The sequence below is a fragment of the Geodermatophilus sp. SYSU D01105 genome (genome assembly GCF_054050095.1).
The window spans coordinates 26,200-46,752 of sequence record NZ_JBJGYR010000013.1 but is presented as its reverse complement, the minus strand read 5'-3'; the positions used below and the strand labels follow the sequence as shown (position 1 = coordinate 46,752).

The 20,553-nt window shown below is 76.2% G+C and carries 24 protein-coding genes; 19 read left to right on the top strand and 5 right to left on the bottom strand.

The genetic code is table 11. The features are described from left to right. Positions 1-135 precede the first annotated feature (135 nt). The 3 genes from rplQ to truA are packed head-to-tail and all read left to right on the top strand — an operon-like array spanning position 136 to position 2,043. Entirely contained in the window at positions 136-807 is a 672-nt protein-coding gene (gene rplQ / locus ACI79I_RS13845; RefSeq protein ID WP_456992917.1) for a 50S ribosomal protein L17, read from the top strand. Further along, positions 804-1,187 (top strand): hypothetical protein, encoded by a 384-nt coding sequence (locus tag ACI79I_RS13840; RefSeq protein WP_456992916.1) that lies wholly within the window; start codon positions 804-806, stop codon positions 1,185-1,187. The genes rplQ and ACI79I_RS13840 overlap by 4 nt, the downstream gene beginning before the upstream one ends. Beyond that, entirely contained in the window at positions 1,159-2,043 is an 885-nt protein-coding gene (gene truA, locus ACI79I_RS13835; RefSeq protein ID WP_456992915.1) for a tRNA pseudouridine(38-40) synthase TruA, read from the top strand. Before ACI79I_RS13840 ends, truA begins: the two co-directional genes overlap by 29 nt. Positions 2,044-2,081: 38 nt before the next feature. On the opposite strand, the gene ACI79I_RS13830 is transcribed toward truA, so the two are convergent. Both ACI79I_RS13830 and mobA read right to left on the bottom strand, forming a co-directional pair. Next, complete coding sequence (locus tag ACI79I_RS13830) at positions 2,082-2,744, bottom strand: NAD(P)H-binding protein (protein ID WP_456992914.1); 663 nt, start codon at positions 2,742-2,744, stop codon at positions 2,082-2,084. 9 nt (positions 2,745-2,753) lie between these two features. Beyond that, on the bottom strand, positions 2,754-3,365 hold the full coding sequence (gene mobA / locus ACI79I_RS13825; RefSeq protein ID WP_456992913.1) for a molybdenum cofactor guanylyltransferase: 612 nt from the start codon (positions 3,363-3,365) through the stop codon (positions 2,754-2,756). A 41-nt stretch (positions 3,366-3,406) separates the two neighbouring features. Here mobA and fdhD point away from each other — a divergent pair, with 41 nt between their 5' ends. Beyond that, positions 3,407-4,234: a formate dehydrogenase accessory sulfurtransferase FdhD gene (gene fdhD / locus ACI79I_RS13820; RefSeq protein ID WP_456992912.1), complete on the top strand. Its 828-nt coding sequence runs from the start codon at positions 3,407-3,409 to the stop codon at positions 4,232-4,234. A gap of 163 nt (positions 4,235-4,397) precedes the next feature. Here fdhD and ACI79I_RS13815 read toward each other — a convergent pair whose 3' ends face one another. Genes ACI79I_RS13815 through moeA form a run of 3 tightly spaced genes read right to left on the bottom strand, consistent with a single transcriptional unit; the run spans position 4,398 to position 6,630 of the window. After that, the gene (locus ACI79I_RS13815; RefSeq protein ID WP_456992911.1) at positions 4,398-4,889 is read right to left on the bottom strand and encodes a MogA/MoaB family molybdenum cofactor biosynthesis protein; all 492 of its coding nucleotides are present in this window, start codon (positions 4,887-4,889) and stop codon (positions 4,398-4,400) included. Next, the gene (gene moaC / locus ACI79I_RS13810) at positions 4,886-5,431 is read right to left on the bottom strand and encodes a cyclic pyranopterin monophosphate synthase MoaC (RefSeq protein ID WP_456992910.1); all 546 of its coding nucleotides are present in this window, start codon (positions 5,429-5,431) and stop codon (positions 4,886-4,888) included. The genes ACI79I_RS13815 and moaC overlap by 4 nt, the downstream gene beginning before the upstream one ends. After that, positions 5,428-6,630, bottom strand: a complete 1,203-nt coding sequence (moeA, locus tag ACI79I_RS13805; RefSeq protein ID WP_456992909.1) for a molybdopterin molybdotransferase MoeA — start codon at positions 6,628-6,630, stop codon at positions 5,428-5,430. The genes moaC and moeA overlap by 4 nt, the downstream gene beginning before the upstream one ends. A 125-nt stretch (positions 6,631-6,755) precedes the next feature. Here moeA and ACI79I_RS13800 point away from each other — a divergent pair, with 125 nt between their 5' ends. The 15 genes from ACI79I_RS13800 (at position 6,756) to tsaD (ending at position 20,551) form a co-directional block, all read left to right on the top strand. Next, positions 6,756-7,772: a methyltransferase gene (locus tag ACI79I_RS13800; RefSeq protein ID WP_456992908.1), complete on the top strand. Its 1,017-nt coding sequence runs from the start codon at positions 6,756-6,758 to the stop codon at positions 7,770-7,772. 55 nt (positions 7,773-7,827) lie between these two features. Next, positions 7,828-8,313 (top strand): beta-class carbonic anhydrase, encoded by a 486-nt coding sequence (locus ACI79I_RS13795; protein WP_456992907.1) that lies wholly within the window; start codon positions 7,828-7,830, stop codon positions 8,311-8,313. Between the two features lie 158 nt (positions 8,314-8,471). Continuing rightward, positions 8,472-8,915 carry a 50S ribosomal protein L13 gene (rplM, locus tag ACI79I_RS13790; RefSeq protein ID WP_456992906.1) on the top strand — a complete coding sequence of 148 codons (444 nt, stop codon included), beginning with the start codon at positions 8,472-8,474 and terminating at the stop codon, positions 8,913-8,915. Continuing rightward, a complete protein-coding gene (rpsI, locus tag ACI79I_RS13785) occupies positions 8,912-9,331 on the top strand; it encodes a 30S ribosomal protein S9 (protein ID WP_456992905.1) in 420 nt (139 codons plus the stop codon). The genes rplM and rpsI overlap by 4 nt, the downstream gene beginning before the upstream one ends. Before the next feature lie 11 nt (positions 9,332-9,342). Then, the gene (glmM, locus tag ACI79I_RS13780; protein WP_456992904.1) at positions 9,343-10,686 is read left to right on the top strand and encodes a phosphoglucosamine mutase; all 1,344 of its coding nucleotides are present in this window, start codon (positions 9,343-9,345) and stop codon (positions 10,684-10,686) included. A 232-nt stretch (positions 10,687-10,918) separates the two neighbouring features. After that, entirely contained in the window at positions 10,919-12,781 is a 1,863-nt protein-coding gene (gene glmS / locus ACI79I_RS13775) for a glutamine--fructose-6-phosphate transaminase (isomerizing) (RefSeq protein WP_456992903.1), read from the top strand. A 208-nt stretch (positions 12,782-12,989) separates the two neighbouring features. Beyond that, complete coding sequence (locus ACI79I_RS13770) at positions 12,990-13,385, top strand: holo-ACP synthase (RefSeq protein ID WP_456992902.1); 396 nt, start codon at positions 12,990-12,992, stop codon at positions 13,383-13,385. A 76-nt stretch (positions 13,386-13,461) separates the two neighbouring features. Beyond that, on the top strand, positions 13,462-14,919 hold the full coding sequence (locus ACI79I_RS13765; RefSeq protein WP_456992901.1) for an NAD(P)H-hydrate dehydratase: 1,458 nt from the start codon (positions 13,462-13,464) through the stop codon (positions 14,917-14,919). A 73-nt stretch (positions 14,920-14,992) separates the two neighbouring features. Further along, positions 14,993-16,129: an alanine racemase gene (alr, locus tag ACI79I_RS13760; protein WP_456992900.1), complete on the top strand. Its 1,137-nt coding sequence runs from the start codon at positions 14,993-14,995 to the stop codon at positions 16,127-16,129. Continuing rightward, the gene (locus ACI79I_RS13755) at positions 16,129-17,331 is read left to right on the top strand and encodes an alpha/beta fold hydrolase (RefSeq protein WP_456992899.1); all 1,203 of its coding nucleotides are present in this window, start codon (positions 16,129-16,131) and stop codon (positions 17,329-17,331) included. Before alr ends, ACI79I_RS13755 begins: the two co-directional genes overlap by 1 nt. A gap of 2 nt (positions 17,332-17,333) precedes the next feature. After that, entirely contained in the window at positions 17,334-17,963 is a 630-nt protein-coding gene (locus tag ACI79I_RS13750; RefSeq protein ID WP_456992898.1) for a uracil-DNA glycosylase, read from the top strand. Next, the gene (gene tsaE, locus ACI79I_RS13745; RefSeq protein WP_456943801.1) at positions 17,960-18,415 is read left to right on the top strand and encodes a tRNA (adenosine(37)-N6)-threonylcarbamoyltransferase complex ATPase subunit type 1 TsaE; all 456 of its coding nucleotides are present in this window, start codon (positions 17,960-17,962) and stop codon (positions 18,413-18,415) included. The genes ACI79I_RS13750 and tsaE overlap by 4 nt, the downstream gene beginning before the upstream one ends. Before the next feature lie 11 nt (positions 18,416-18,426). After that, on the top strand, positions 18,427-19,065 hold the full coding sequence (gene tsaB, locus ACI79I_RS13740) for a tRNA (adenosine(37)-N6)-threonylcarbamoyltransferase complex dimerization subunit type 1 TsaB (protein ID WP_456992897.1): 639 nt from the start codon (positions 18,427-18,429) through the stop codon (positions 19,063-19,065). Further along, positions 19,062-19,508, top strand: a complete 447-nt coding sequence (rimI, locus tag ACI79I_RS13735) for a ribosomal protein S18-alanine N-acetyltransferase (protein ID WP_456992896.1) — start codon at positions 19,062-19,064, stop codon at positions 19,506-19,508. The genes tsaB and rimI overlap by 4 nt, the downstream gene beginning before the upstream one ends. A gap of 23 nt (positions 19,509-19,531) precedes the next feature. Beyond that, the gene (gene tsaD / locus ACI79I_RS13730; protein ID WP_456992895.1) at positions 19,532-20,551 is read left to right on the top strand and encodes a tRNA (adenosine(37)-N6)-threonylcarbamoyltransferase complex transferase subunit TsaD; all 1,020 of its coding nucleotides are present in this window, start codon (positions 19,532-19,534) and stop codon (positions 20,549-20,551) included. The last annotated feature ends 2 nt before the right edge of the window (positions 20,552-20,553 follow it).

The following is a 20,553-nucleotide window of genomic DNA, read 5'->3' as shown; positions in this document are numbered from 1 at the left end:
GACCCGCCGTCCGGCGCCGCCCTCCGGGCCGCCACACTGGTCCGGATGCACCACAGCGCGCGCCGCGCGCCGATCGACAGCACCACCACGGAACGCAGCCGGCACCGCGGCCCGGCCGCCTGAGGAAGGACCGACATGCCCACCCCCACCAAGGGCCCCCGTCTCGGCGGGTCCCCCTCGCACGAGCGGCTGATGCTGGCCAACCTGGCCACGTCGCTGTTCGAGCACGGGCGGATCACCACCACCGAGGCGAAGGCGAAGCGGCTGCGCCCGTACGCCGAGAAGCTGGTGACCTTCGCCAAGCGCGGTGACCTGCACGCCCGTCGCCAGGTGATGACCGTCATCCGGGACAAGGACGTCGTCCACACGCTGTTCGCCGAGATCGGCCCGCGCTTCGCGGACCGTCCGGGCGGCTACACCCGCATCACCAAGGTCGGTCCGCGCAAGGGCGACAACGCCCCCATGGCGGTCATCGAGCTGGTCGAGGGCCAGACCGTGGCCCAGCAGGCCGTCGGCGAGGCCGAGCGCGCCCGGGGCACGCGGTTCGCCTCCGGCGCCGGTGCCGCCGCCGCGTCCGGTGAGGTCACCGCCGACGCCCTCGAGGCCGCGCCCGCCGACGACACCGCGACCGACGCCGAGGCGACCGACGCGGTCGCCCTCGATGCCGAGGCCGCCGACGCCGACGCCACCGACGCCGACACCACCGAGGCCGCCTCCGGCGAGGCCGGGACCGCCGGCGCCACCGAGACCGTGGCCGCCGACGCCGAGTCCCCGGGGGACGCCGAGGCGACGGGCGGCGCCCGGTGACCGACCGGGAGCAGCCGGGCGCCGGCGGCGACGCCGGCGCCGCCGGTGTCTCCGCCGGTGGCGGTGACCAGGGCGCGACCTTCGAGGGCGAGACGACCGGGCCCGGTGGCGACACCTCCCCGGCCGTGACCGCCGGCGACGTCGACCCCGAGGCCCAGCAGGTCGTCGCCGACGTCTTCAACCCCGACGGCGAGCGCCAGGACGACGGCGACGTCACCCGGGAGCCGACCGCCGAGAACGTCGCGGTCGTCGACGACCCGATCCTCTCGCCGGACGTGGCCGCCGCGGCCGCCGCCGAGGTGGAGGCGGCCGAGCTGGGCGACGCCGCCACCGCGGGCACCCACGCCCCCGGTGGCGAGGCCGCGCCCGACCCCAAGTGAGCGGTCGCTGAACGGCCAGCACGACCTCGACGAGCCCGTCACCGCACCCGGTGGCGGGCTCGTCCGTCTCCGGCTGGAGATCGGCTACGACGGCACCGCGCTGCACGGCTGGGCCCGCCAGCCGGGTCAGCGGACCGTCCAGGGCGACCTGGAGGCCGCGCTGGCCACGGTGCTGCGCACCCCGGTCGAGCTGACCGTCGCCGGCCGCACCGACGCGGGGGTGCACGCGACCGGGCAGGTCGCGCACGGCGACGTCCCCCGTGCGGTGTGGGAGGGACAGCGGGACAGGCTGGTCCGCCGGCTGCGCGGGGTGCTGCCGCCCGACGTCGCGGTGACCGCCGTGGCCGAGGCGCCGCCGGGGTTCGACGCCCGCTTCGGCGCGCTCCGCCGGCACTACGTCTACCGGCTCTCCGACGCCGATGCCGGCCCGCCGCCGCTGCGCCGGCTCGACACCGTCGGGTGGCCGCGACGGCTGGACGTCGAGGCGATGTCGCCGGCGGCCGGGCTGCTGCTCGGCGAGCACGACTTCGCGGCGTTCTGCCGTCGTCGGGAGGGAGCCAGCAGCGTCCGGACGCTCCTGGCCCTGTCGGCCGAGCGCGACGGCGACCTGGTCCTCGTGCGGGCAAGCGCCGACGCGTTCTGCCACTCGATGGTGCGCAGCCTGGTCGGCGCCCTGATCGCGGTGGGGGAGGGGCGGCGGGCGCCGGAGTGGCCGGCCTCGCTGCTGTCGCGCGCCGAGCGGGCCGGTGAGGTGGTGGTGGCGCCGGCCGCCGGTCTCACGCTGGTCGCGGTCGACTACCCCCCGGTCGCCGAGCTGGCCGCCCGTGCACAGGTCACCCGGGCGCGCCGGGGCTGACCAGCCGGTCGAGCACGTACCCCGGGACGAGCCGGCGCTCAGGGCAGCGCGGCGACCGCCTCGTCGATCGGCGTGGGGCCGCTGACCAGCTCGACCACCTCGTCGGTCTTCCCGGCGTCGAGCAGCGCCACCAGGACGGCCGCGACGTCGTCCCGCGGGACCTCCCCGTACTCCACCCCGTGGGCGAGGGTGACCCGGCCGTTCCCGGGGTCGTCGGTGAGCCGTCCGGGTCGCAGCACCACCGTGCCCAGCCCCGGCCGCGGGAGGATGACGTCCTCGGCGGCGAGCTTGGCCTGCAGGTACGCGGCGAAGACCGGGTCCATCCCCTGCGGCGTGCCGCGCCGGGCCTGCTCCACGCCCATGGAGGAGACCAGGAGGTAGCGGCGGACGCCGGCACGCTCGGCGGCGTCGGCCAGCAGGACCGCCGCGCCGCGGTCGACCGTGTGCTTGCGGGCCGCTCCGCTGCCCGGGCCGGCCCCGGCGGCGAAGACGACCGCGTCGGCTCCGCGCACGACCTCGGCGACCTCGTCGACCCCGGCCTGCTCGAGGTCCAGGATCGCCGGCTCGACGCCGTCGTCGCGGAGGTCGGCCTCGTGGCCGGGGTTGCGGACGATGCCGACCACGGTGTCCCCGCGGCTGGTCAGGAGACGACCGAGGCGGCGGGCGACCTGCCCGTGGGCCCCGGCGATGACGATGCGCATGGGCCGGGGCTACCCGCGGCGCCGGCGGCCCATCCGGGCCGCCTCGGCGGCGGCCGCCCGTGCGCGGGCCAGGTCGGCGGGGGTGTCGCAGTCGGTCCACGGCGGCGGCGAGCCCGGCGCCACGGTCGGGTGCAGGCGGCGCACCGCCAGCGGGGCCAGCACCTTGCGCACCGAGGTGGGGCCGGTGACGTCGGCGACGGCGGCCCGCAGCGCCTCGGTGCGCCACACGCCCAGCAGCAACTGGTCGCGGTCGGCGTCGTCGACGACGAGCACGCCGTCCCCGGTCAGCCGCTCGCGCAGGGCGCCGATCAGCGCGGGGGTGAGGAACGGCAGGTCGCCGGCGAGCACGGCGACCACCTCGGTGGGGACGGCGGCCAGCCCGGCCCGCATCGCGGCGACCGGCCCGCCCCGCGGCGGGTCCTCGCGGACGACGACCACCCCGGGCGGCACCGGCTGCGGCGGGCCCACGACCACCCGCGGCTGCGCGTCGGCGACCGCGGCGAGGACGGCGGCCAGCATGGTCCGGCCCCCGACGTCCAGCTGCGGCTTGGCCTGTCCGCCCATCCGCGCCGCACGGCCCCCGGCCAGGACGACGGCGGCGTAGGGCGGCAGCGCGGGCACACGCAGACCGTAGGGCGCGCACGTGGGTACCGTCGCGCCTCGTGGGACGAGTCACGAGCCGGACGCCGGTGCTGCGGATCCGCGGGTCGGCGCGCAGCACCCGCCCGGACACCGTGGCGGCGGAGGAGCCGCTGGAGATCCGGCTGTCGGGCACGCCGCTGGCGGTGACCATGCGGACCCCGGGGCACGACTTCGACCTGGTGCACGGCTTCCTGGCCACCGAGGGCGTCATCAGCGGCGCGGACGACGTCCTGGGCCTGCGCTACTGCGACTCCGTCGACCCCGACGGGCGCAACACCTACAACGTCGTGGACGTCGACCTCGCGCCCGGGGTCGAGCCGCCGGACACCGCGCTGGACCGGAACTTCTACACGTCGAGCTCGTGCGGGGTGTGCGGCAAGGCGAGCATCGAGGCCATCCGGACGAGGACCCGGCACGACGTCGCGGGCGACCCCGTCCGGCTGGACCTGGCGACGCTGCTCGCGCTGCCCGACCGGCTGCGCGCGGCCCAGCAGGTGTTCGACAAGACCGGGGGCCTGCACGCGGCCGGGCTGTTCACGGCCGACGGCGAGCTGGTCGCGCTGCGCGAGGACGTCGGCCGGCACAACGCCGTGGACAAGGTGGTCGGCGACGCGGTGCGGGAGGGCCGGCTGCCCCTGACCGGGCACGTGCTCATGGTCAGCGGCCGGGCCAGCTTCGAGCTGACCCAGAAGGCGGCGATGGCCGGCATCCCGGTGCTGGCGGCGGTGTCGGCGCCGTCGTCCCTGGCCGTGGAGCTCGCCGCGGACGCCGGCATCACCCTGGTCGGCTTCCTCCGCGGCGACGGCTGCAACGTCTACACCCGCCCCGAGCGCCTCACCGGGGTGTGAGAGCGCAGGGGACCTGCGCTCTCACACCCCGCAACGGAGTCGCCCTGCGAGGCGGTGGCCCGATGGCGGACCCGGAGGGTCCCCGTCGGGTCGCCGGGGTGGGCTCAGCGCAGGCCGGGGACGTCCCCCGGCCGCGGTTGGAGCGCGGAGCGCGACAGTGTGCTCAGTGGTCGCCGCCGCGCAGCTGGCTCACCACGTGTGGCAGCAGCGGACCGAGCACCGCGAGCCCGTCCCGCACCCCGCCGGTCGAGCCGGGCAGGTTGACGATCAGCGTCCGCCCCGCCGTGCCGGCGAGCCCCCGCGAGAGGACCGACGTGGGCACCGTCGGCTCGCCGTACCGGCGGACCGCCTCGGCGATGCCCGGCGCCTCCCGCTCGAGCACCGCCCGCGTCGCCTCCGGGGTGACGTCGGTGGGCGAGAGCCCGGTGCCGCCGGTGGTGAGCACCACGTCGGCGCCGGTCGCGACCGCCTCGCGCAGCACCACCTCGAGCTCGGCGACGTCGTCGGGGCGCACGTGCGGGCCCTCGACGGTGAAGCCCAGCTCGGCCAGGCCCTCGGCGAGCGCCTGCCCGCTGCGGTCGGCGTAGACCCCGGCGGCGGCGCGGTTGGAGGCGGTGACGACGACGGCGCGGGCGTCGTCGGGGAGCCCGGTCACCGCTGCCACTCCCCGCTCTTCCCACCGGACTTGGCCAGCAGCCGGACGTCGGTGATCGTGGCCCGCGGGTCGACGGCCTTGACCATGTCGATGACGGTCAGCCCGGCCACGGCGACGGAGGTGAGCGCCTCCATCTCCACCCCGGTGCGGTCGGCGGTGCGCGCGGTGGCGGTGATCTCGACGGCGTCGTCGGCGACGCTGACGTCGACGGTGACCCCGTGCAGGGCGATCGGGTGGCACAGCGGCACGAGGTCGGGCGTGCGCTTGGCCCCGGCGATGCCGGCGATCCGCGCGACGGCGACCGCGTCGCCCTTGGGCACCCCTTCACCGCGCAGCAGGGCGACGACCTCGGGACTGACGAGGACCCGCCCGGCCGCGGTGGCCTCCCGGGCGGTCACCGGCTTGGCCGAGACGTCGACCATGCGGGCTGCTCCGGCCGCGTCGACGTGGGTGAGTCGCGGCTCGGCGAGGGGCGAGTGCACGCCGTCCTCGCGGGTCGGGTTGTCCGCCGTCGGGTCGATGCTGGCGGGGTCACCGGTCACTGGAGGGCTCCTTCGATCAGCACGACGTCGACGTCGGCGCCGGCGGGCAGTTCGGTCACGTCCTCGGGGACGACGACCAGGCAGTTGGCGCGGGCCAGGTGCGCCACCAGGTGCGACCCGGGGCCGCCGACCTGGGAGACCTGACCGCCGTCGTAGCGGCCGCGCAGGAACTGGCGGCGGCCGGCGGGGGAGCGCAGCGGGGCGGTCAGCGTGGCCGGGGCGCGCAGCCGGCCGGGAGCGGCGTGCCCGAGCGCACGGCGCAGCGCGGGTCGAACGAACACCTCGAAGGAGACGAACGAGCTGACCGGGTTCCCGGGCAGGGTGACCACCGGGACGCCGTCCACCGTGCCCGCGCCCTGCGGACCGCCGGGTTGCATGGCCACCTTGACGAACTCGACGGTGCCCAGCGCCCGGAAGGCGTCCTTGACCACCTCGTAGGCGCCGGCGCTGACCCCGCCGCTGGTCACCAGCAGGTCGGCGGTCGCCAGCTCCGCGCGGACCGTGGCGAGGAACTGGTCGACGTCGTCGGGCACGAAGTGCAGCCGCCGGGCCGCGCCGCCGGCGTCCTCGACCGCGGCGACCAGCAGGGCGGAGTTCGACTCGTAGATCTGGCCGGGCAGCAGCGGTTCCCCGGGCTCGACCAGCTCGCTGCCGGTGGAGAGCACCAGCACGCGCGGACGGCGGCGCACGGTCAGCGTCCGGGCACCCACCGCGGCGGCCAGGCCCAGGTGCGCGGCGCCCAGCGGGGTCCCGGCGGTCAGGGCGACGGCGCCCGCGGCGATGTCCTCCCCGGCCGCGCGCACGTGGGTGCCGCGCGCGGGGGCGTCCCGGATCTCCACCACCTCGGTGCCGCCGTCGGTGAGCTCCACGGGCACGATGACGTCCGCGCCGGCGGGCACGGGGGCGCCGGTCATGATCCGCTGCACCGTCCCCGGCGCCAGCGGCCGGACGTCGGTGCGCCCGGCCGGGACGTCGTCGGAGACCGGCAGCCGCACCGGCGGGGCCGACACCTCCGCCCACCGCGCGGCGTACCCGTCCATGGCGGAGTTGTCGAAGCCCGGCAGCGCCACGGCCGCGGTCAGGTCCCGCGCGAGGACGCGGTTGTGCGCCGCGGCCAGCGACACCTCCTCCACGGGCATGTCCGGCAGGAGGGCGGCCACGACCGCCTGGTGTTCCTCGACCGTGCGCACGGGGCACATCCTGACCGATCGCCCGCGCCCGGACCCCCGAGGGAGTGCGTCGCCGGATCTGACCGGGGTGCCGCGCGGCGGCGTCGAGGGGCATCCTCACGGGAGGGCGGACCGGTGCTCCCCGGGAGGTCGAGGTGACCGAGACGGCGACGGCGGCCTACCAGGAGCTCGCCGACCTGGTGCGGGGCTACCAGCGGTCGCAGGCGCTGACCGTGGCCGCGCGGCTGGGCATCGCCGACCTGCTCCGGGACGGTCCCCGGCCGGTCGCCGACCTGGCCCGGGCGACCGCGACCCACGAGCCGACCCTCTACCGGTTGCTGCGGGCGCTGGCCGCGATCGGGGTCTTCGTGGAGGGCGAGGAGCGGACCTTCTCCCTCGGGGCGACCGGGCAGTACCTGCGCACCGACCACCCGCTCTCCGTCGACCCCCTCGCGCGCATGTTCTGCGCGGCCTACGAGTGGCGAGCCTGGGGGGAGTTGCTGCACAGCGTTCGGACGGGGGAGAACGCGGCCCGGCACGCCCTCGGCGTGGACGTGTGGGAGTACCGCCGTCAGCACCCCGAGGAGCAGGAGGTGTTCGACGCGGCGATGCGCACCCTCTCCCGGGCCCTCACCGCCGGGTTCCTCGCCGCGCACGACTTCGGGCGGTACCGGGTGCTCGCCGACGTCGGGGGCGGCACCGGGGCCCTGCTGTCCTCGGTGCTCCGCGCGCACCCCGGGCTGCGCGGGCTGCTGTTCGACCAGCCGCAGGTGCTCGCCGGAGCGGGCGACGTGCTGCGGGAGGCCGGGGTGGCCGACCGGGTGACGGTGGTGCCGGGCGACTTCTTCGCCGAGGTGCCCGACGGTGCCGACGCCTACCTGCTCAGCCGGATCCTGCACGACTGGCCCGACGACGAGGCCCGGGCGATCCTGCGGCGGGTGCGCGCGGCGCTGGGGCCGGAGGCGGTCCTCCTGGTGCACGACGCGGTGGTCGGCCCGCCCAACACCGACGCGCGCGTGGCCTTCCTCGACCTGATGATGCTGGTCAGCGCGGGCGGCCGGGAGCGCACGGAGGCGGAGTGGCGGGAGCTGTTCGAGGCGACCGGCCTGCGCTGGCAGGGGGCCGTACGGGTGGGCCCGAACAGCTCCCTGGTCACCGCCGTCCCGGTGTGAGCCGGCGCGGCTGCGCGGTTAGGGTTCGGCGCAGACGCGAGCGGGAGGGGTGGGCGTGAGCGAGATCGACCGCATGCTGGCGGCCAACACGGAGTGGGCGCGGCGGTTCCCCGGCTCGAAGGACGTGCGTCCGGCCCGGCGGGTGGCCGTGGTGGCCTGCATGGACTCCCGGATGCCGCTGTTCCAGATGCTCGGTCTGGAGGTCGGCGACGCGCACGTCATCCGCAACGCCGGCGGCGTCATCACCGAGGACGTCGTCCGGTCGCTCACCGTCTCCCAGCACGTGCTCGGCACCCGCGAGATCCTGCTCGTGCACCACACCCAGTGCGGCCTGCAGGCCACGGACGACAACTCCTTCGCCGACCTGGTCGAGCAGGCCACCGGGCGTCGGCCCCCGTGGGCGGTGCGTGCCTTCCGGGACGCCGAGGAGGACGTGCGCGAGTCGATGCGGCTGATCCACGAGAGCCCCTACCTCCTCTCCCGCGAGGTCAGGGGCACCGTCTACGACGTCGAGTCCGGCCAGCTGCACGAGGTGAGCTGAGCGGTCCACCCGCTCGGCCGGAGGCCCGGGACCGGCGGGCTGGTATCGTGGTCGGCTGGCGCGCGGGCCGGCTGGTGCCCGCGCGCGCTGCACCGTCTCCCGTGCTCGGTGAGGCGATCCCACCAGCCGATCCGACGACGACGGAGGACACGAGCGCCGTGCGCACGTACACCCCCAAGCCCGGCGAGGTCAGCCGGGCCTGGCACGTCATCGACGCCACTGACGTGGTGCTCGGTCGACTCGCCAGCCAGACCGCGGTCCTGCTCCGCGGCAAGCACAAGCCCCAGTACGCCCCGCACGTGGACGTCGGCGACTTCGTCGTCATCGTCAACGCCGGCAAGGTGGCGCTGACCGGCTCCAAGCGCGACCAGAAGATCGCCTACCGCCACTCGGGCTACCCGGGCGGCCTCAAGGCCATCCCGGTCGGCGACCAGCTGCGCACCCATCCCGACCGCGTCATCGAGCGCGCCGTCAAGGGGATGCTGCCGCACAACAGCCTGGGCCGGCAGATGCTCAAGAAGCTGAAGGTGTACGCCGGGCCGGAGCACCCGCACGCCGCGCAGCAGCCCCAGCCCTACGAGATCAAGCAGGTGGCCCAGTGACCAGCGCACTGACCGTGACCGACGCCGAGGGGCGTCCGGTGCAGACCGTCGGCCGGCGCAAGGAGGCCGTCGTCCGCGTGCGGCTGCTGCCCGGCACCGGCCAGTTCCGGCTCAACGGCCGGACCATCGAGCAGTACTTCCCGAACAAGGTGCACCAGCAGCTCATCCGTGAGCCGCTGGTGACCGTGGAGCGGGCCGAGCAGTACGACGTCGTCGGCATCCTCAAGGGCGGTGGCGTCAGCGGCCAGGCCGGCGCGCTGCGCCTGGCGATCGCCCGCGCGCTCGTCGAGGTCGACGCCGAGGACCGTCCGGCCCTCAAGAAGGCCGGCTTCCTCACGCGTGACCCGCGGGTCACCGAGCGGAAGAAGTACGGCCTGAAGAAGGCGCGCAAGGCGCCTCAGTACTCGAAGCGCTGACCGGTACGCCCGTGGGTCGCCTCTTCGGGACCGACGGCGTCCGGGGTCGGGCCAACGCCGACCTCACGCCGGAGTTGGCCCTCTTGGTGGCACGTGCTGCCGCCGGCGTGCTCGCCGACCGCGACGGGACCTCGCGTCCCGTCGCGGTCGTCGGCCGTGACCCCCGCGCCAGTGGGGAGATGCTCGAGGCCGCTGTCGTGGCGGGCCTCACCAGTGCCGGTGCCGAGGTGCTGCGGGTCGGGGTGCTGCCCACCCCGGCGATCGCCCACCTCACGGCGCACACCGGCGCAGACCTCGGCGTGATGATCTCCGCCAGCCACAACCCGATGCCCGACAACGGCATCAAGCTGTTCAGCCGCGGCGGGCACAAGCTGCCCGACGCCGTCGAGGCCGCGATCGAGCAGGTCGTCACCGCCGGGCACGGGGCCGGTCCCCGGCCGACAGGCGCGGAGATCGGTCGCGTGCGGGACCTCCCCGACGCCGCCGGCACCTACATCGAGCACCTGCTGTCGACGGTGCACAAGCCGCTGTCCGGCCTGACCCTCGTCGTCGACTGCGCCCACGGCGCCGCCGCGGCGGTCGGTCCCGAGGTGTACCGCCGGGCCGGGGCCACGGTGCACGTCATCGGCGGGGAGCCCGACGGCTGGAACATCAACGACGGCATCGGCTCCACCCACCTCGGCCCGCTGACCGAGGCCGTCCGGGCGCACGGTGCCGACCTGGGCATCGCCCACGACGGGGACGCCGACCGCTGCCTCGCGGTGAGCGCCAGCGGCGAGCAGGTCGACGGCGACGCGATCCTGGCGGTGTGTGCGCTCGCCCTCAAGGAACGCGGTGAGCTCGCCGACGACACCGTCGTCGCCACGGTGATGAGCAACCTCGGCTTCCACCACACCATGCGCGACGCCGGGATCGCGGTGCACACCACCGCCGTCGGCGACCGCTACGTGCTCGAGGCACTCCGGGAGAAGGGCCTGAGCCTCGGCGGGGAGCAGAGCGGGCACCTGGTGTTCCTCGACCACGCCACCACCGGCGACGGGCTGCTGACCGGCCTGTCGCTGCTGTCCCGCATGGCGGACACCGGCAGCTCACTCGCGGAGCTGACGTCGGTGGTGCGGCGGCTGCCCCAGGTGCTGGTCAACGTGCCGGTCCGCGACCGCCTCGCGGTGGTGGAGAGCGACACGGTCGCCGACGCGGTGAACGCGTGCGAGGCCGAGCTGGGCGACGACGGCCGGGTGCTGCTGCGCCCGTCGGGCACCGAGCAGCTGGTCCGCGTGATGGTCGAGGCGCCGACCCAGGAGCAGGCCGACGCGATCGCCGGCCGGCTGGCGGAGGTCGTCGCCTCGGTCGACTGACGACCGCAGGAGCACCGCTGCGAGCGCCGGCGGGCGGGGAGCGGACCGGACGCGCGGGAGTCGACCGGTGTCACGGTCCACCGAGGGGAGGCCCCCTCCTCACTCCTCGTGAGCTCGAGCGCCCTGAGTCGACCGGTCACGCGGTGGAGTGAGGCGAGCATCTCGCCCCCGAAGGGGTGGTTGACGCTCGGGAGGGACGGATCGGTCCGCTTCCGCCGGTACCCTCAGCCCAATGTGCGGAATCGTGGGATACGTCGGCCCGCAGAACGCCCTGGACGTCGTCCTGGACGGTCTGCGACGGCTCGAGTACCGGGGGTACGACTCGGCGGGCGTCGCCGTCCTCGCTGACGGGGTCATGGCGACGGCGAAGAAGGCCGGCAAGCTGGCCAACCTGGAGAAGGTCCTCGCCGACCAGGCGCTGCCCGAGGCCACCATCGGCATCGGGCACACCCGCTGGGCCACGCACGGCGGGCCGACCGACCGCAACGCGCACCCGCACCTGTCCGCCGACGGCAAGGTCGCGGTGATCCACAACGGCATCATCGAGAACTTCGCCGCGCTGCGCGCCGAGTGCGAGGCGGCCGGGGTCGAGTTCGGCTCGGAGACCGACACCGAGGTCGCCGCGCACCTGCTCGCGGCCCAGTACGCGGAGACCCCGGAGGGCCCGGGCCGGCTGGCCGAGGCGATGCGCGCGGTGAGCCGGCGGCTCGAGGGCGCGTTCACCCTCGTGGCCTCCCACGCCGACGAGCCCGACACCCTCGTGGCCTCCCGCCGCAACAGCCCGCTGGTGGTCGGCGTCGGCGAGGGCGAGTACTTCCTCGGGTCCGACGTGGCCGCGTTCATCGCGCACACCCGCGAGGCGCGCGAGCTGGGCCAGGACCAGGTCGTGGAGATCGACCGCGAGCGCGGCCTGACGGTCACCGACTTCGAGGGCAACGTCGTCGAGCCGACCGCCTACACCGTCGACTGGGACGCCGCGGCCGCCGAGAAGGGCGGCCACGACTGGTTCATGCTCAAGGAGATCGCCGAGCAGCCGCAGGCGGTCGCCGACACCCTGCTGGGGCGGCTGGGCGACAACGGCGAGCTGGTGCTCGACGAGGTGCGGCTCTCCGACCAGGAGCTGCGCGAGATCGACAAGGTCTTCGTCGTGTCCTGCGGCACCTCCTACCACGCCGGGCTGATCGCCAAGTACGCCATCGAGCACTGGACCCGCATCCCGGTCGAGGTCGAGGTGGCCAGCGAGTTCCGCTACCGCGACCCGGTGCTCGACCGCTCCACGCTGGTCGTCGTCATCAGCCAGTCCGGCGAGACGATGGACACCCTCATGGCGCTGCGCCACGCCCGCGAGCAGAAGGCCCGCGTGCTGGCGATCTGCAACGTCAACGGGTCGACCATCCCGCGCGAGTCCGACGCGGTGCTCTACACCCACGCCGGCCCCGAGGTCGCCGTCGCCTCGACCAAGAGCTTCCTGGCGCAGATCGTGGCCTGCTACCTGGTCGGGCTCTTCCTCGCCCAGGTCCGGGGCATCAAGTTCGCCGACGAGGTCGCCTCGATCGTCGAGGACCTCCGCCAGATGCCGGAGGCGGTCAGCGAGGTGCTGACCCAGATGGAGCCGGTGCGCGCGCTCGGCCGCTCCCTGGCCGACGCGGACACGATCCTCTTCCTCGGCCGGCACGTGGCCTTCCCGGTGGCGCTCGAGGGCGCGCTCAAGCTCAAGGAGCTGGCCTACATCCACGCCGAGGGCTTCGCCGCCGGCGAGCTCAAGCACGGGCCGATCGCGCTCATCGACCAGGGCACCCCGGTCGTCGTCGTGGTGCCCTCGCCGCGGGCGCGCGAGTCGGTGCACGGCAAGGTGGTCTCCAACATCCAGGAGGTCCGGGCCCGGGGTGCGCGCACGATCGTGATCGCCGAGGAGGGCGACGAGGACGTCGTCCCCTACGCCGACCACATCATCCGCGTGCCGCAGACCCCGACGCTCCTGGCGCCGCTGGTCACGACGGTGCCGCTGCAGGTCCTGGCCTGCGAGATCGCCGACACCCGCGGCTACGACGTCGACCAGCCCCGCAACCTGGCCAAGTCCGTCACCGTCGAGTGACGGCGGCGTGAGCATCGCGGCGAGCGCCAGCGAGCGAGGAGCGCAGCGGTGCCGGAACCGACGCGAGGGCACCGTCGAGTGAGCTGACCCGCCGTCCCCGCGCCGTCGCCGCCGGCCTCGCCGCGCACCGCGAGGTCGGCGGCGACGCGCCGGGGTCGGCGACCCTGCCGGGACGGCGCCGCGGACGGCGGCAGGGCAGACTGGCCGGGTGATCATCGGGGTCGGCATCGACGTGGTCCCCGTGGACCGCTTCGCCGCGACGCTCACCCGCACCCCGGGCCTGCGCGACCGGTTGTTCACCGCCGCCGAGCAGTGCACACCCTCGGGGACCCCGCGCACCGGCGAGTCGCTGGCCGCCCGCTTCGCGGCCAAGGAGGCCCTGGCCAAGGCCCTCGGTGCCCCCGGCGACCTGCGCTGGCACGACGCCGAGGTCACCGTGGGCGAGCACGGCCGGCCGCACCTGGAGGTCCGCGGGACGGTGGCCGGGCGGGCGGCGCAGCTGGGGGTGACCTCCTGGCACGTGTCGCTGAGCCACGACGGCGGCATCGCCTCGGCGGTGGTGATCGCCGAGGGACTGGTCCGCGCCGAGGACGGCCCGCCGTGACCGGGCCCGCGAGGTCCCGCACCGGCAGGGCGTCGCACCCGGTCACGAGGCCGGGGACCGCCGGCGGGGCGACGTCGTGATCGGCCTGTACACCGCCGACGAGGTGCGGGCCGCCGAGGAGCCGGTCCTCGCCGCCACCCGCGAGGGCACGCTGATGCAGCGCGCGGCGACGGGTCTGGCGACGGTGTGCCTGCGGCTGCTGGGCCGCGCCGTCGGGGTGCGGGTCACCGCCCTGGTGGGCGCCGGCAACAACGGCGGGGACGCCCTGTTCGCCGGTGCCGTCCTCGCCCGGCGCGGCGCGCGGGTGACCGCCGTCCTCCTGGACGCCGACCGGGCGCACGCCGCCGGCCGGGCCGCCCTGCGCGCCGCCGGAGGCCGGGTCACCGGCCCCGACGGGGCGACCGGGCTCGACCGGGCCGACCTGGTGCTCGACGGGATCGTCGGCATCGGCGGCTCCGGCGGGCTGCGCCCGGCAGCCGCCGAGCTGGTGGAGCAGGCGGCCACCGGTCCCGGGCTGATGGTCGCCGTCGACGTGCCCAGCGGGGTCGACGCCAGTACCGGCGCCGTGGGAGGCGCGGCCTTCCCCGCCCAGCACACCGTCACCTTCGGCGCGGTCAAGACCGGGCTGGTGGTGGGGGAGGGCCGCGGGTACGCGGGGACGGTCCACCTGGTCGACATCGGGCTGGACCCACCGGCGGCGTCGGCGCACCAGCTCACCGACGCCGACGTCGCGGCGCGGATCCGGGTCCCGCACGCCGGCGACGACAAGTACACGCAGGGCGTCGTGGGCGTCGTCGCGGGCTCCTCGACCTACCCGGGAGCCGCCGTCCTGTGCACCGGTGCGGCGCTGCGCACCCGTCCCGGCCTGGTCCGCTACGCCGGGACGGCGGCGCCCGGGGTCCGGGCCGCCTGGCCGGAGGTGGTCGTCACCGAGGGCCGCCCCGGTGACGCGGGCCGGGTGCAGGCCTGGGTCGTCGGTCCCGGCATGGGCACCGACGACGCCGCGCGGGGCGTGCTGGCCGAGGTGCTGGCCACCGACCTGCCGGTCCTGGTGGACGCCGACGCGCTGACGATGGCCGCGCAGCAGCCGGAGCTGGTGCGCGACCGCGGCGCGCCCACCGTGCTGACCCCGCACGACCGCGAGTTCGCCCGGTTCGGGGTCGAGGTGACCCCGGACCGGATCGGCTCGGCCCGCCGGCTGGCCGCCGACCTCGGCGCCGTCGTCCTGCTCAAGGGCGACGCCACGGTCGTCGCCGCGCCCGACGGCGCCGCGTACGTCAACGGCACCGGCACCGCGTGGCTCGCCACCGCCGGCACCGGCGACGTGCTCTCCGGGATCGGCGGGGCGCTGCTGGCGACCGGCCTGCCCGCGGTGGAGGCGGCCGCGGTCGCCGCGCACGTGCACGGCCGGGCCGGGCAGGCGGCCGCCCAGCACGGTCCGCTGATCGCCGGCGACCTCGTCCGCCGGCTGCCCGCGACGCTGGCCCGCCTGCACCGGGACCCGCACCCCGGCCTGGGAGACTGGGGGACGTGACCCAGCTCGCGAGGTCACGCGGAGGCACAGCAGGAACCGGCACGTCTCCGACGAGCGCCAGCGAGGAGGAGACGTGACGAACAGAGCCCGTGCGGAGGTGGTCGTCGACCTCGACGCCATCGCCGCCAACACCGCGGTGCTGCGCGAGCGGGTCGGCCGGCCGCTGATGGCAGTGGTCAAGGCCGACGGCTACGGGCACGGCATGGTCCCCGCGGCCCGTGCGGCGCTGGCCGGTGGGGCCGACGCACTCGGTGTCGCCGTGCTGGAGGAGGCCCTGGCGCTGCGGGCGGCCGGCGTCACCGCTCCCGTGCTGGCCTGGCTGCACGCCCCGGGCACCGACTACGCCGCCGCGCTCACCGCCGACGTCGAGCTCTCGGTCAACGCGGAGTGGGCCCTGGAGGAGGTGGTCGCGGCGGCCCGCACCACCGGCCGCCCCGCGCGGCTCCACCTGTTCGTCGACACCGGCCTCTCCCGGGAGGGCGCCACCGAGGCCGACTGGCCCGGGCTGGTCGCGGCGGCGGCGCGGGCGCAGGCCGACGGTGAGGTCGAGGTGGTCGGGCTGTGGAGTCACATGGCCTACGCCGACGCCCCGACCCACCCCACGATCGGCGCGCAGGTCCGGGTGTTCGAGGAGGCCGTCGGGATCGCACGGTCGGCCGGGCTGACCGACGCCCGCCGGCACCTGGCCAACTCCGCGGCCACCGTGGCCCTCCCCGACACCTGGTACGACATGGTCCGGCCCGGCGTCGCCGTCTACGGCCTGGACCCACTGGGCGGGGACCCCGCGGTCCACGGCCTGCGCCCGGCGATGACGGTGCGGGCCTCGGTCGCGCTGACCAAGCGGGTGCCGGCGGGCGTGGGCGTCTCCTACGGGCACACCTACTTCCCGGAGACCGAGACCACGCTCGTCCTCGTGCCGGTCGGCTACGCCGACGGGGTGCCGCGGGCGGCCGGGAACCGGGCTCCCGTCCTCGCCGCGGGGGCGCACCGGACCATCGCCGGCCGGGTCTGCATGGACCAGTTCGTGCTGGACGTCGGCGACGCCGAGGTGCGCGCCGGGGACGAGGTCGTCCTCTGGGGGCCGGGCGACCACGGCGAGCCGACCGCGCAGCAGTGGGCCGACGCCGTCGACACCATCCACTACGAGCTGGTCACCCGGATCGGGGGCCGCTTCACCCGCCGCCACGTCGGCTCGGCCGGCGCCGTCTGATGGCGGTGGCGAGGAAGCGGCCGGCCGCGGGGAAGCCGCCGGCGACGGGTCACCCGCACTCCCGCGCGGGGGTCGTGGGTGCGGTCCTCGGCCTGGCGGCGGCCGCCGCCGCGGTCGGCATCGGGGTCAGTCGCGCCGCGGCCCGCCGCGTGGGGGCCGAGCGGCTGGGGTCGGCGGCGGAGCTGCCGGCCGGGGCGTCGGACGCCGATCTGCGCGAGGACGACCCGCTCGGGCCGGCCGCACGCCGGGCCGACCGAACGGCCCTGGTCCTGGCCGACGACGGCGTCCTGCTCGACGTGGAGGAGGTCGGGCCGCCGGACGCGCCCCTGACCGTCGTCTTCGTGCACGGCTACACGCTCTCGATGGCGTCGTGGACCTTCCAGCGACGGGCGCTGGGCGCGGAACTGGCCACCGCCAACGGCTCCCGGCCCACGGCCCGCCTGGTCTTCTACGACCAGCGGGGCCACGGCGCCTCCGGTCGCGGGCCGGCCGAGCACTCGACGATGGAGCAGCTGGGCCGCGACCTGGCGCGGGTCATCGAGACCCGGGTGCCGCGGGGCCCCGTGGTGCTGGTCGGCCACTCGATGGGCGGTATGACGATCATGGCGCTGGCCGCGCTGCGCCCGGAGTTGTTCGGCACCCGGGTCGTCGGCGCCGCGCTGCTGAGCACCTCCAGCGGGAACCTGGCCGACCTCGACTTCGGGATGCCGGAGCTGCTGACCCGGGTCCGGGCGGCGCTCCTCCCGGTCGCGGCGTTCACCATGCGCCGCCGTCCGGCCTTCGCCGAGCGCACCCGCCGGCTGGCCGCCGACCTCATCTCGCACGTCACCTGGTCGCTGTCGTTCGCCTCGACCGACGTCGACCCCGCCCTGGGCCGCTACGTCGACTCGATGATCGCCGGCACGCCGGTCGAGGTGATCGCGGAGTTCTACCCGGCGCTGGCCGGCCTGGACGAGACCGGGTCGCTGGAGCCGCTGCGCGCCGTCCCGACGCTGGTGCTCACCGGCGACGCGGACACGCTGATCCCCAGCGAGCACTCCGACGCCATCGTGAAGCGGTTGCCGGACGCCGAGTACGTGGTCGTCCACGAGGCCGGCCACATGGTCCTGCTGGAGAAGCCCGACGAGGTCACCGCCGCGCTCTCCGCGCTGCTGCGCCGCGTGGTCGCCGGCCTCCCGGACGTCCCTGGGCGGGGGTGCTGACCGTGGCCGCACCCCGGCCGCCCCGGTTCGACGCCGCCGCGGAGGAGGTGGCCCGCACCGCCGCGGCGGCCGTGGACTGGGCCGCCCTGGCCGCCGCCGCCCGGCCGTGCGTGGCCTGTCCGGAGCTGGCCGCGACCCGTCAGCACGTGGTGGTCGGCGACGTCCCGGCCGCGGGCCGCCCCCGGCTGGCCCTGGTCGGGGAGGCCCCCGGCGCGCAGGAGGACGCCACCGGGCGGCCCTTCGTCGGGAGGTCGGGAGCCCTGCTCGACCAGTTGCTCGGCGAGGCCGGGCTCGACCGCGGCCAGGCCGCCGTCCTGAACGTGGTGAAGTGCCGCCCGCCGGGCAACCGGACGCCGAAGGCGCCGGAGGTGGCGCGCTGCAGCGGCTGGCTGCGACGTCAGCTGGAGCTGCTGGACCCGCCGGTGGTGGTCGCGCTGGGCCTGTCGTCGGCCAAGTGGTTCCTCGGCCCGCGCACCGTCCTGGCCGAGGCCCGCGGCCGGGCCCACGAGGTGGACGGCCGGGCCGTGTGGGCCACCTACCACCCGTCCGCGGCGATCCGGTTCGGCCCCGACGGCGCGCCGCGGGCCGGGCTGCTCGCCGACCTGACCGCCGTCGCGCGGAGCCTGCGGTGAAGCGCGAGCACGTGCTCCCCGGACCGGAGGACACCCGCGCGCTCGGCGCGGCCCTGGCCGGGTTGTTCCGCGCCGGGGACCTGGTCGTGCTGGTCGGGCCGCTGGGGGCGGGGAAGACCGCGCTGACCCAGGGCATCGGGGAGGCGCTCGGGGTCCGGGAGCCGGTCACCTCCCCGACGTTCGTCATCGCCCGCGTGCACCGCGGTGGCCGGCTGCCGCTGGTGCACGTGGACGCCTACCGCCTGGGCGGTGTCGCCGACGTCGACGACCTGGACCTCGACGCCTCGACCGACGAGTCGGTCACGGTCGTCGAGTGGGGTCAGGGGCTGGTCGAGCAGCTCGCCGACGAGCACCTCGAGGTGCGGCTGGACCGCCGCGACGACGACGTCCGGACGGCGCTGCTGGTGCCGCACGGGCCCGGCTGGGAGCGGCGCCTGGACGGCGCTGCGTAACCTGGGCGGTCGTGCTCGTCCTCGCCCTCGACACCGCCACCCCGACGCTGGTCGCCGGCCTGGCGCGGTGGGTACCGGAGGGCCCGGCCCAGGTCCTCGCCGAGCGGGCCGTCCCGTCCGGGAACCGGCACGCGGAGCTGCTGACCCTCGCCGTGACCGAGGTGCTGGCGGAGGCGGGGTCCTCGACCGCCGACGTCGACGCCGTCGTCACCGGACTGGGCCCGGGCCCGTTCACCGGACTGCGGGTCGGGGTGGTCACCGCCGCCGCCCTCGCCGACGCGCAGGGGATCCCCGCCGTCGGCGTCTGCTCGCTCGACGCGATCGGCTCGGGGGCCCGCACGGTGGTCACCGACGCCCGCCGCAAGGAGGTCTACTGGGCCACCTACGCCGCCGACGGGTCGCGCACCGCCGGCCCGGGCGTCGTCCGGCCGGAGGAGCTGACCGTCGAGGGCCCGGTGGTCGGCGACGCGCGCTTCGCCGAGCGGCTCGGCGCGGAGGTCGTCCCGGCCGAGGTCACGACGGCGGGGCTGCTGCGGGCCGCGGCGGCGCAGCTGGCCGACCCCTCGAGCGCCGGCCCGCTGACGCCGCTCTACCTGCGCCGTCCCGACGCCGTCCCGCCGACGACGTTCAAGCCGGTGACGACGACGTGACCGCGCGCCTGCGGCCGATGCGGCTCGCGGACCTGGCCACCGTCCTGGAGCTCGAGGAGGAGCTCTTCGCCCCGGACACCTGGACCGCGGCGATGTACCGCGACGAGCTGTCCCGCACCGACACCCGGTACTACCTGGTCGCCGAGGACGGGGACCGCGTCGTGGGGTACGCGGGCCTGATCGCCTACGACGACGAGGCGCACGTGGCCACCATCGGGGTGGCTCCCGACCGGCAGGGTGAGGGGATCGGCGCGGCGCTGCTCGACGCCCTGCTGGCCGAGGCCGACCGGCGCAGCCCGGTGGTGTTGCTCGAGGTCCGCGCGGACAACGAGCTGGCCCAGGGGCTCTACCGGCGGCGAGGGTTCAGCGAGATCGGCCGGCGCCGCGGCTACTACCAGCCCAGCGGCACCGACGCCGTCGTGATGAGACGGGAGACGTTGTGAGCGAGGTGGGTGGAGGAGCACTGGTGCTCGGGTTCGAGACCTCGTGCGACGAGACCGGGGTCGGCCTGGTCCGCGGGCGGACGCTCCTGTCCGACGCGCTGGCCACGTCGATGGCCGAGCACGAGCGCTTCGGGGGCGTCGTCCCGGAGATCGCCTCGCGGGCGCACCTGGAGGCGATGGTGCCGACGGTGCACCGTGCCCTCGCCGAGGCCGGCGTGCGGGCGGGCGACGTCGACGCGATCGCGGTGACGGCAGGGCCGGGCCTGACCGGCGCGCTGCTGGTGGGGCTGGCCGCGGCGAAGGCGTACGCGCTGGCGCTGGGCAAGCCGCTGTACGGCGTGAACCACCTCGCCGCCCACGTCGCCGTCGACGAACTGCAGCACGGCAAGCTGGCCGAGCCGTCGATGGCGCTGCTGGTCTCCGGCGGGCACAGCTCCCTGCTGCTGGTGCCCGACCTCGCCCGGGAGGTGCAGTCGCTCGGCCGCACCATCGACGACGCCGCGGGGGAGGCCTTCGACAAGGTGGCCCGCGTGCTCGGCCTGCCGTTCCCCGGCGGGCCGCCGATCGACAAGGCCGCGCGCGAGGGCGACCCGACCGCGATCGACTTCCCGCGCGGCCTGACCGGCCCCCGCGACGCCCCCTACGACTTCTCCTTCTCCGGCCTCAAGACCGCCGTGGCGCGGTGGGTGGAGGCCCGGCAGCGGGCGGGGGAGCCGGTTCCGGTCGCCGACGTGGCGGCGTCGTTCCAGGAGGCGGTCGCCGACGTGCTGACGAGGAAGGCGGTCCGCGCCTGCCGGGACGCCGGCGTCGACCACCTCGTGCTCGGCGGCGGGGTGGCGGCCAACTCGCGCCTGCGTGCGTTGGCCGAGGAGCGGTGCGCGGCGGCGGGGATCGTGCTGCGCGTGCCGAGCCCCCGGCTGTGCACCGACAACGGCGCGATGGTCGCGGCGCTCGGCTCGCGGCTGGTCGAGGCGGGCGTGGCGCCGTCGGCCCCCGACATCGGCGCCGACAGCTCCCTGCCGATCGACGTCGTCACCCGGTGAGG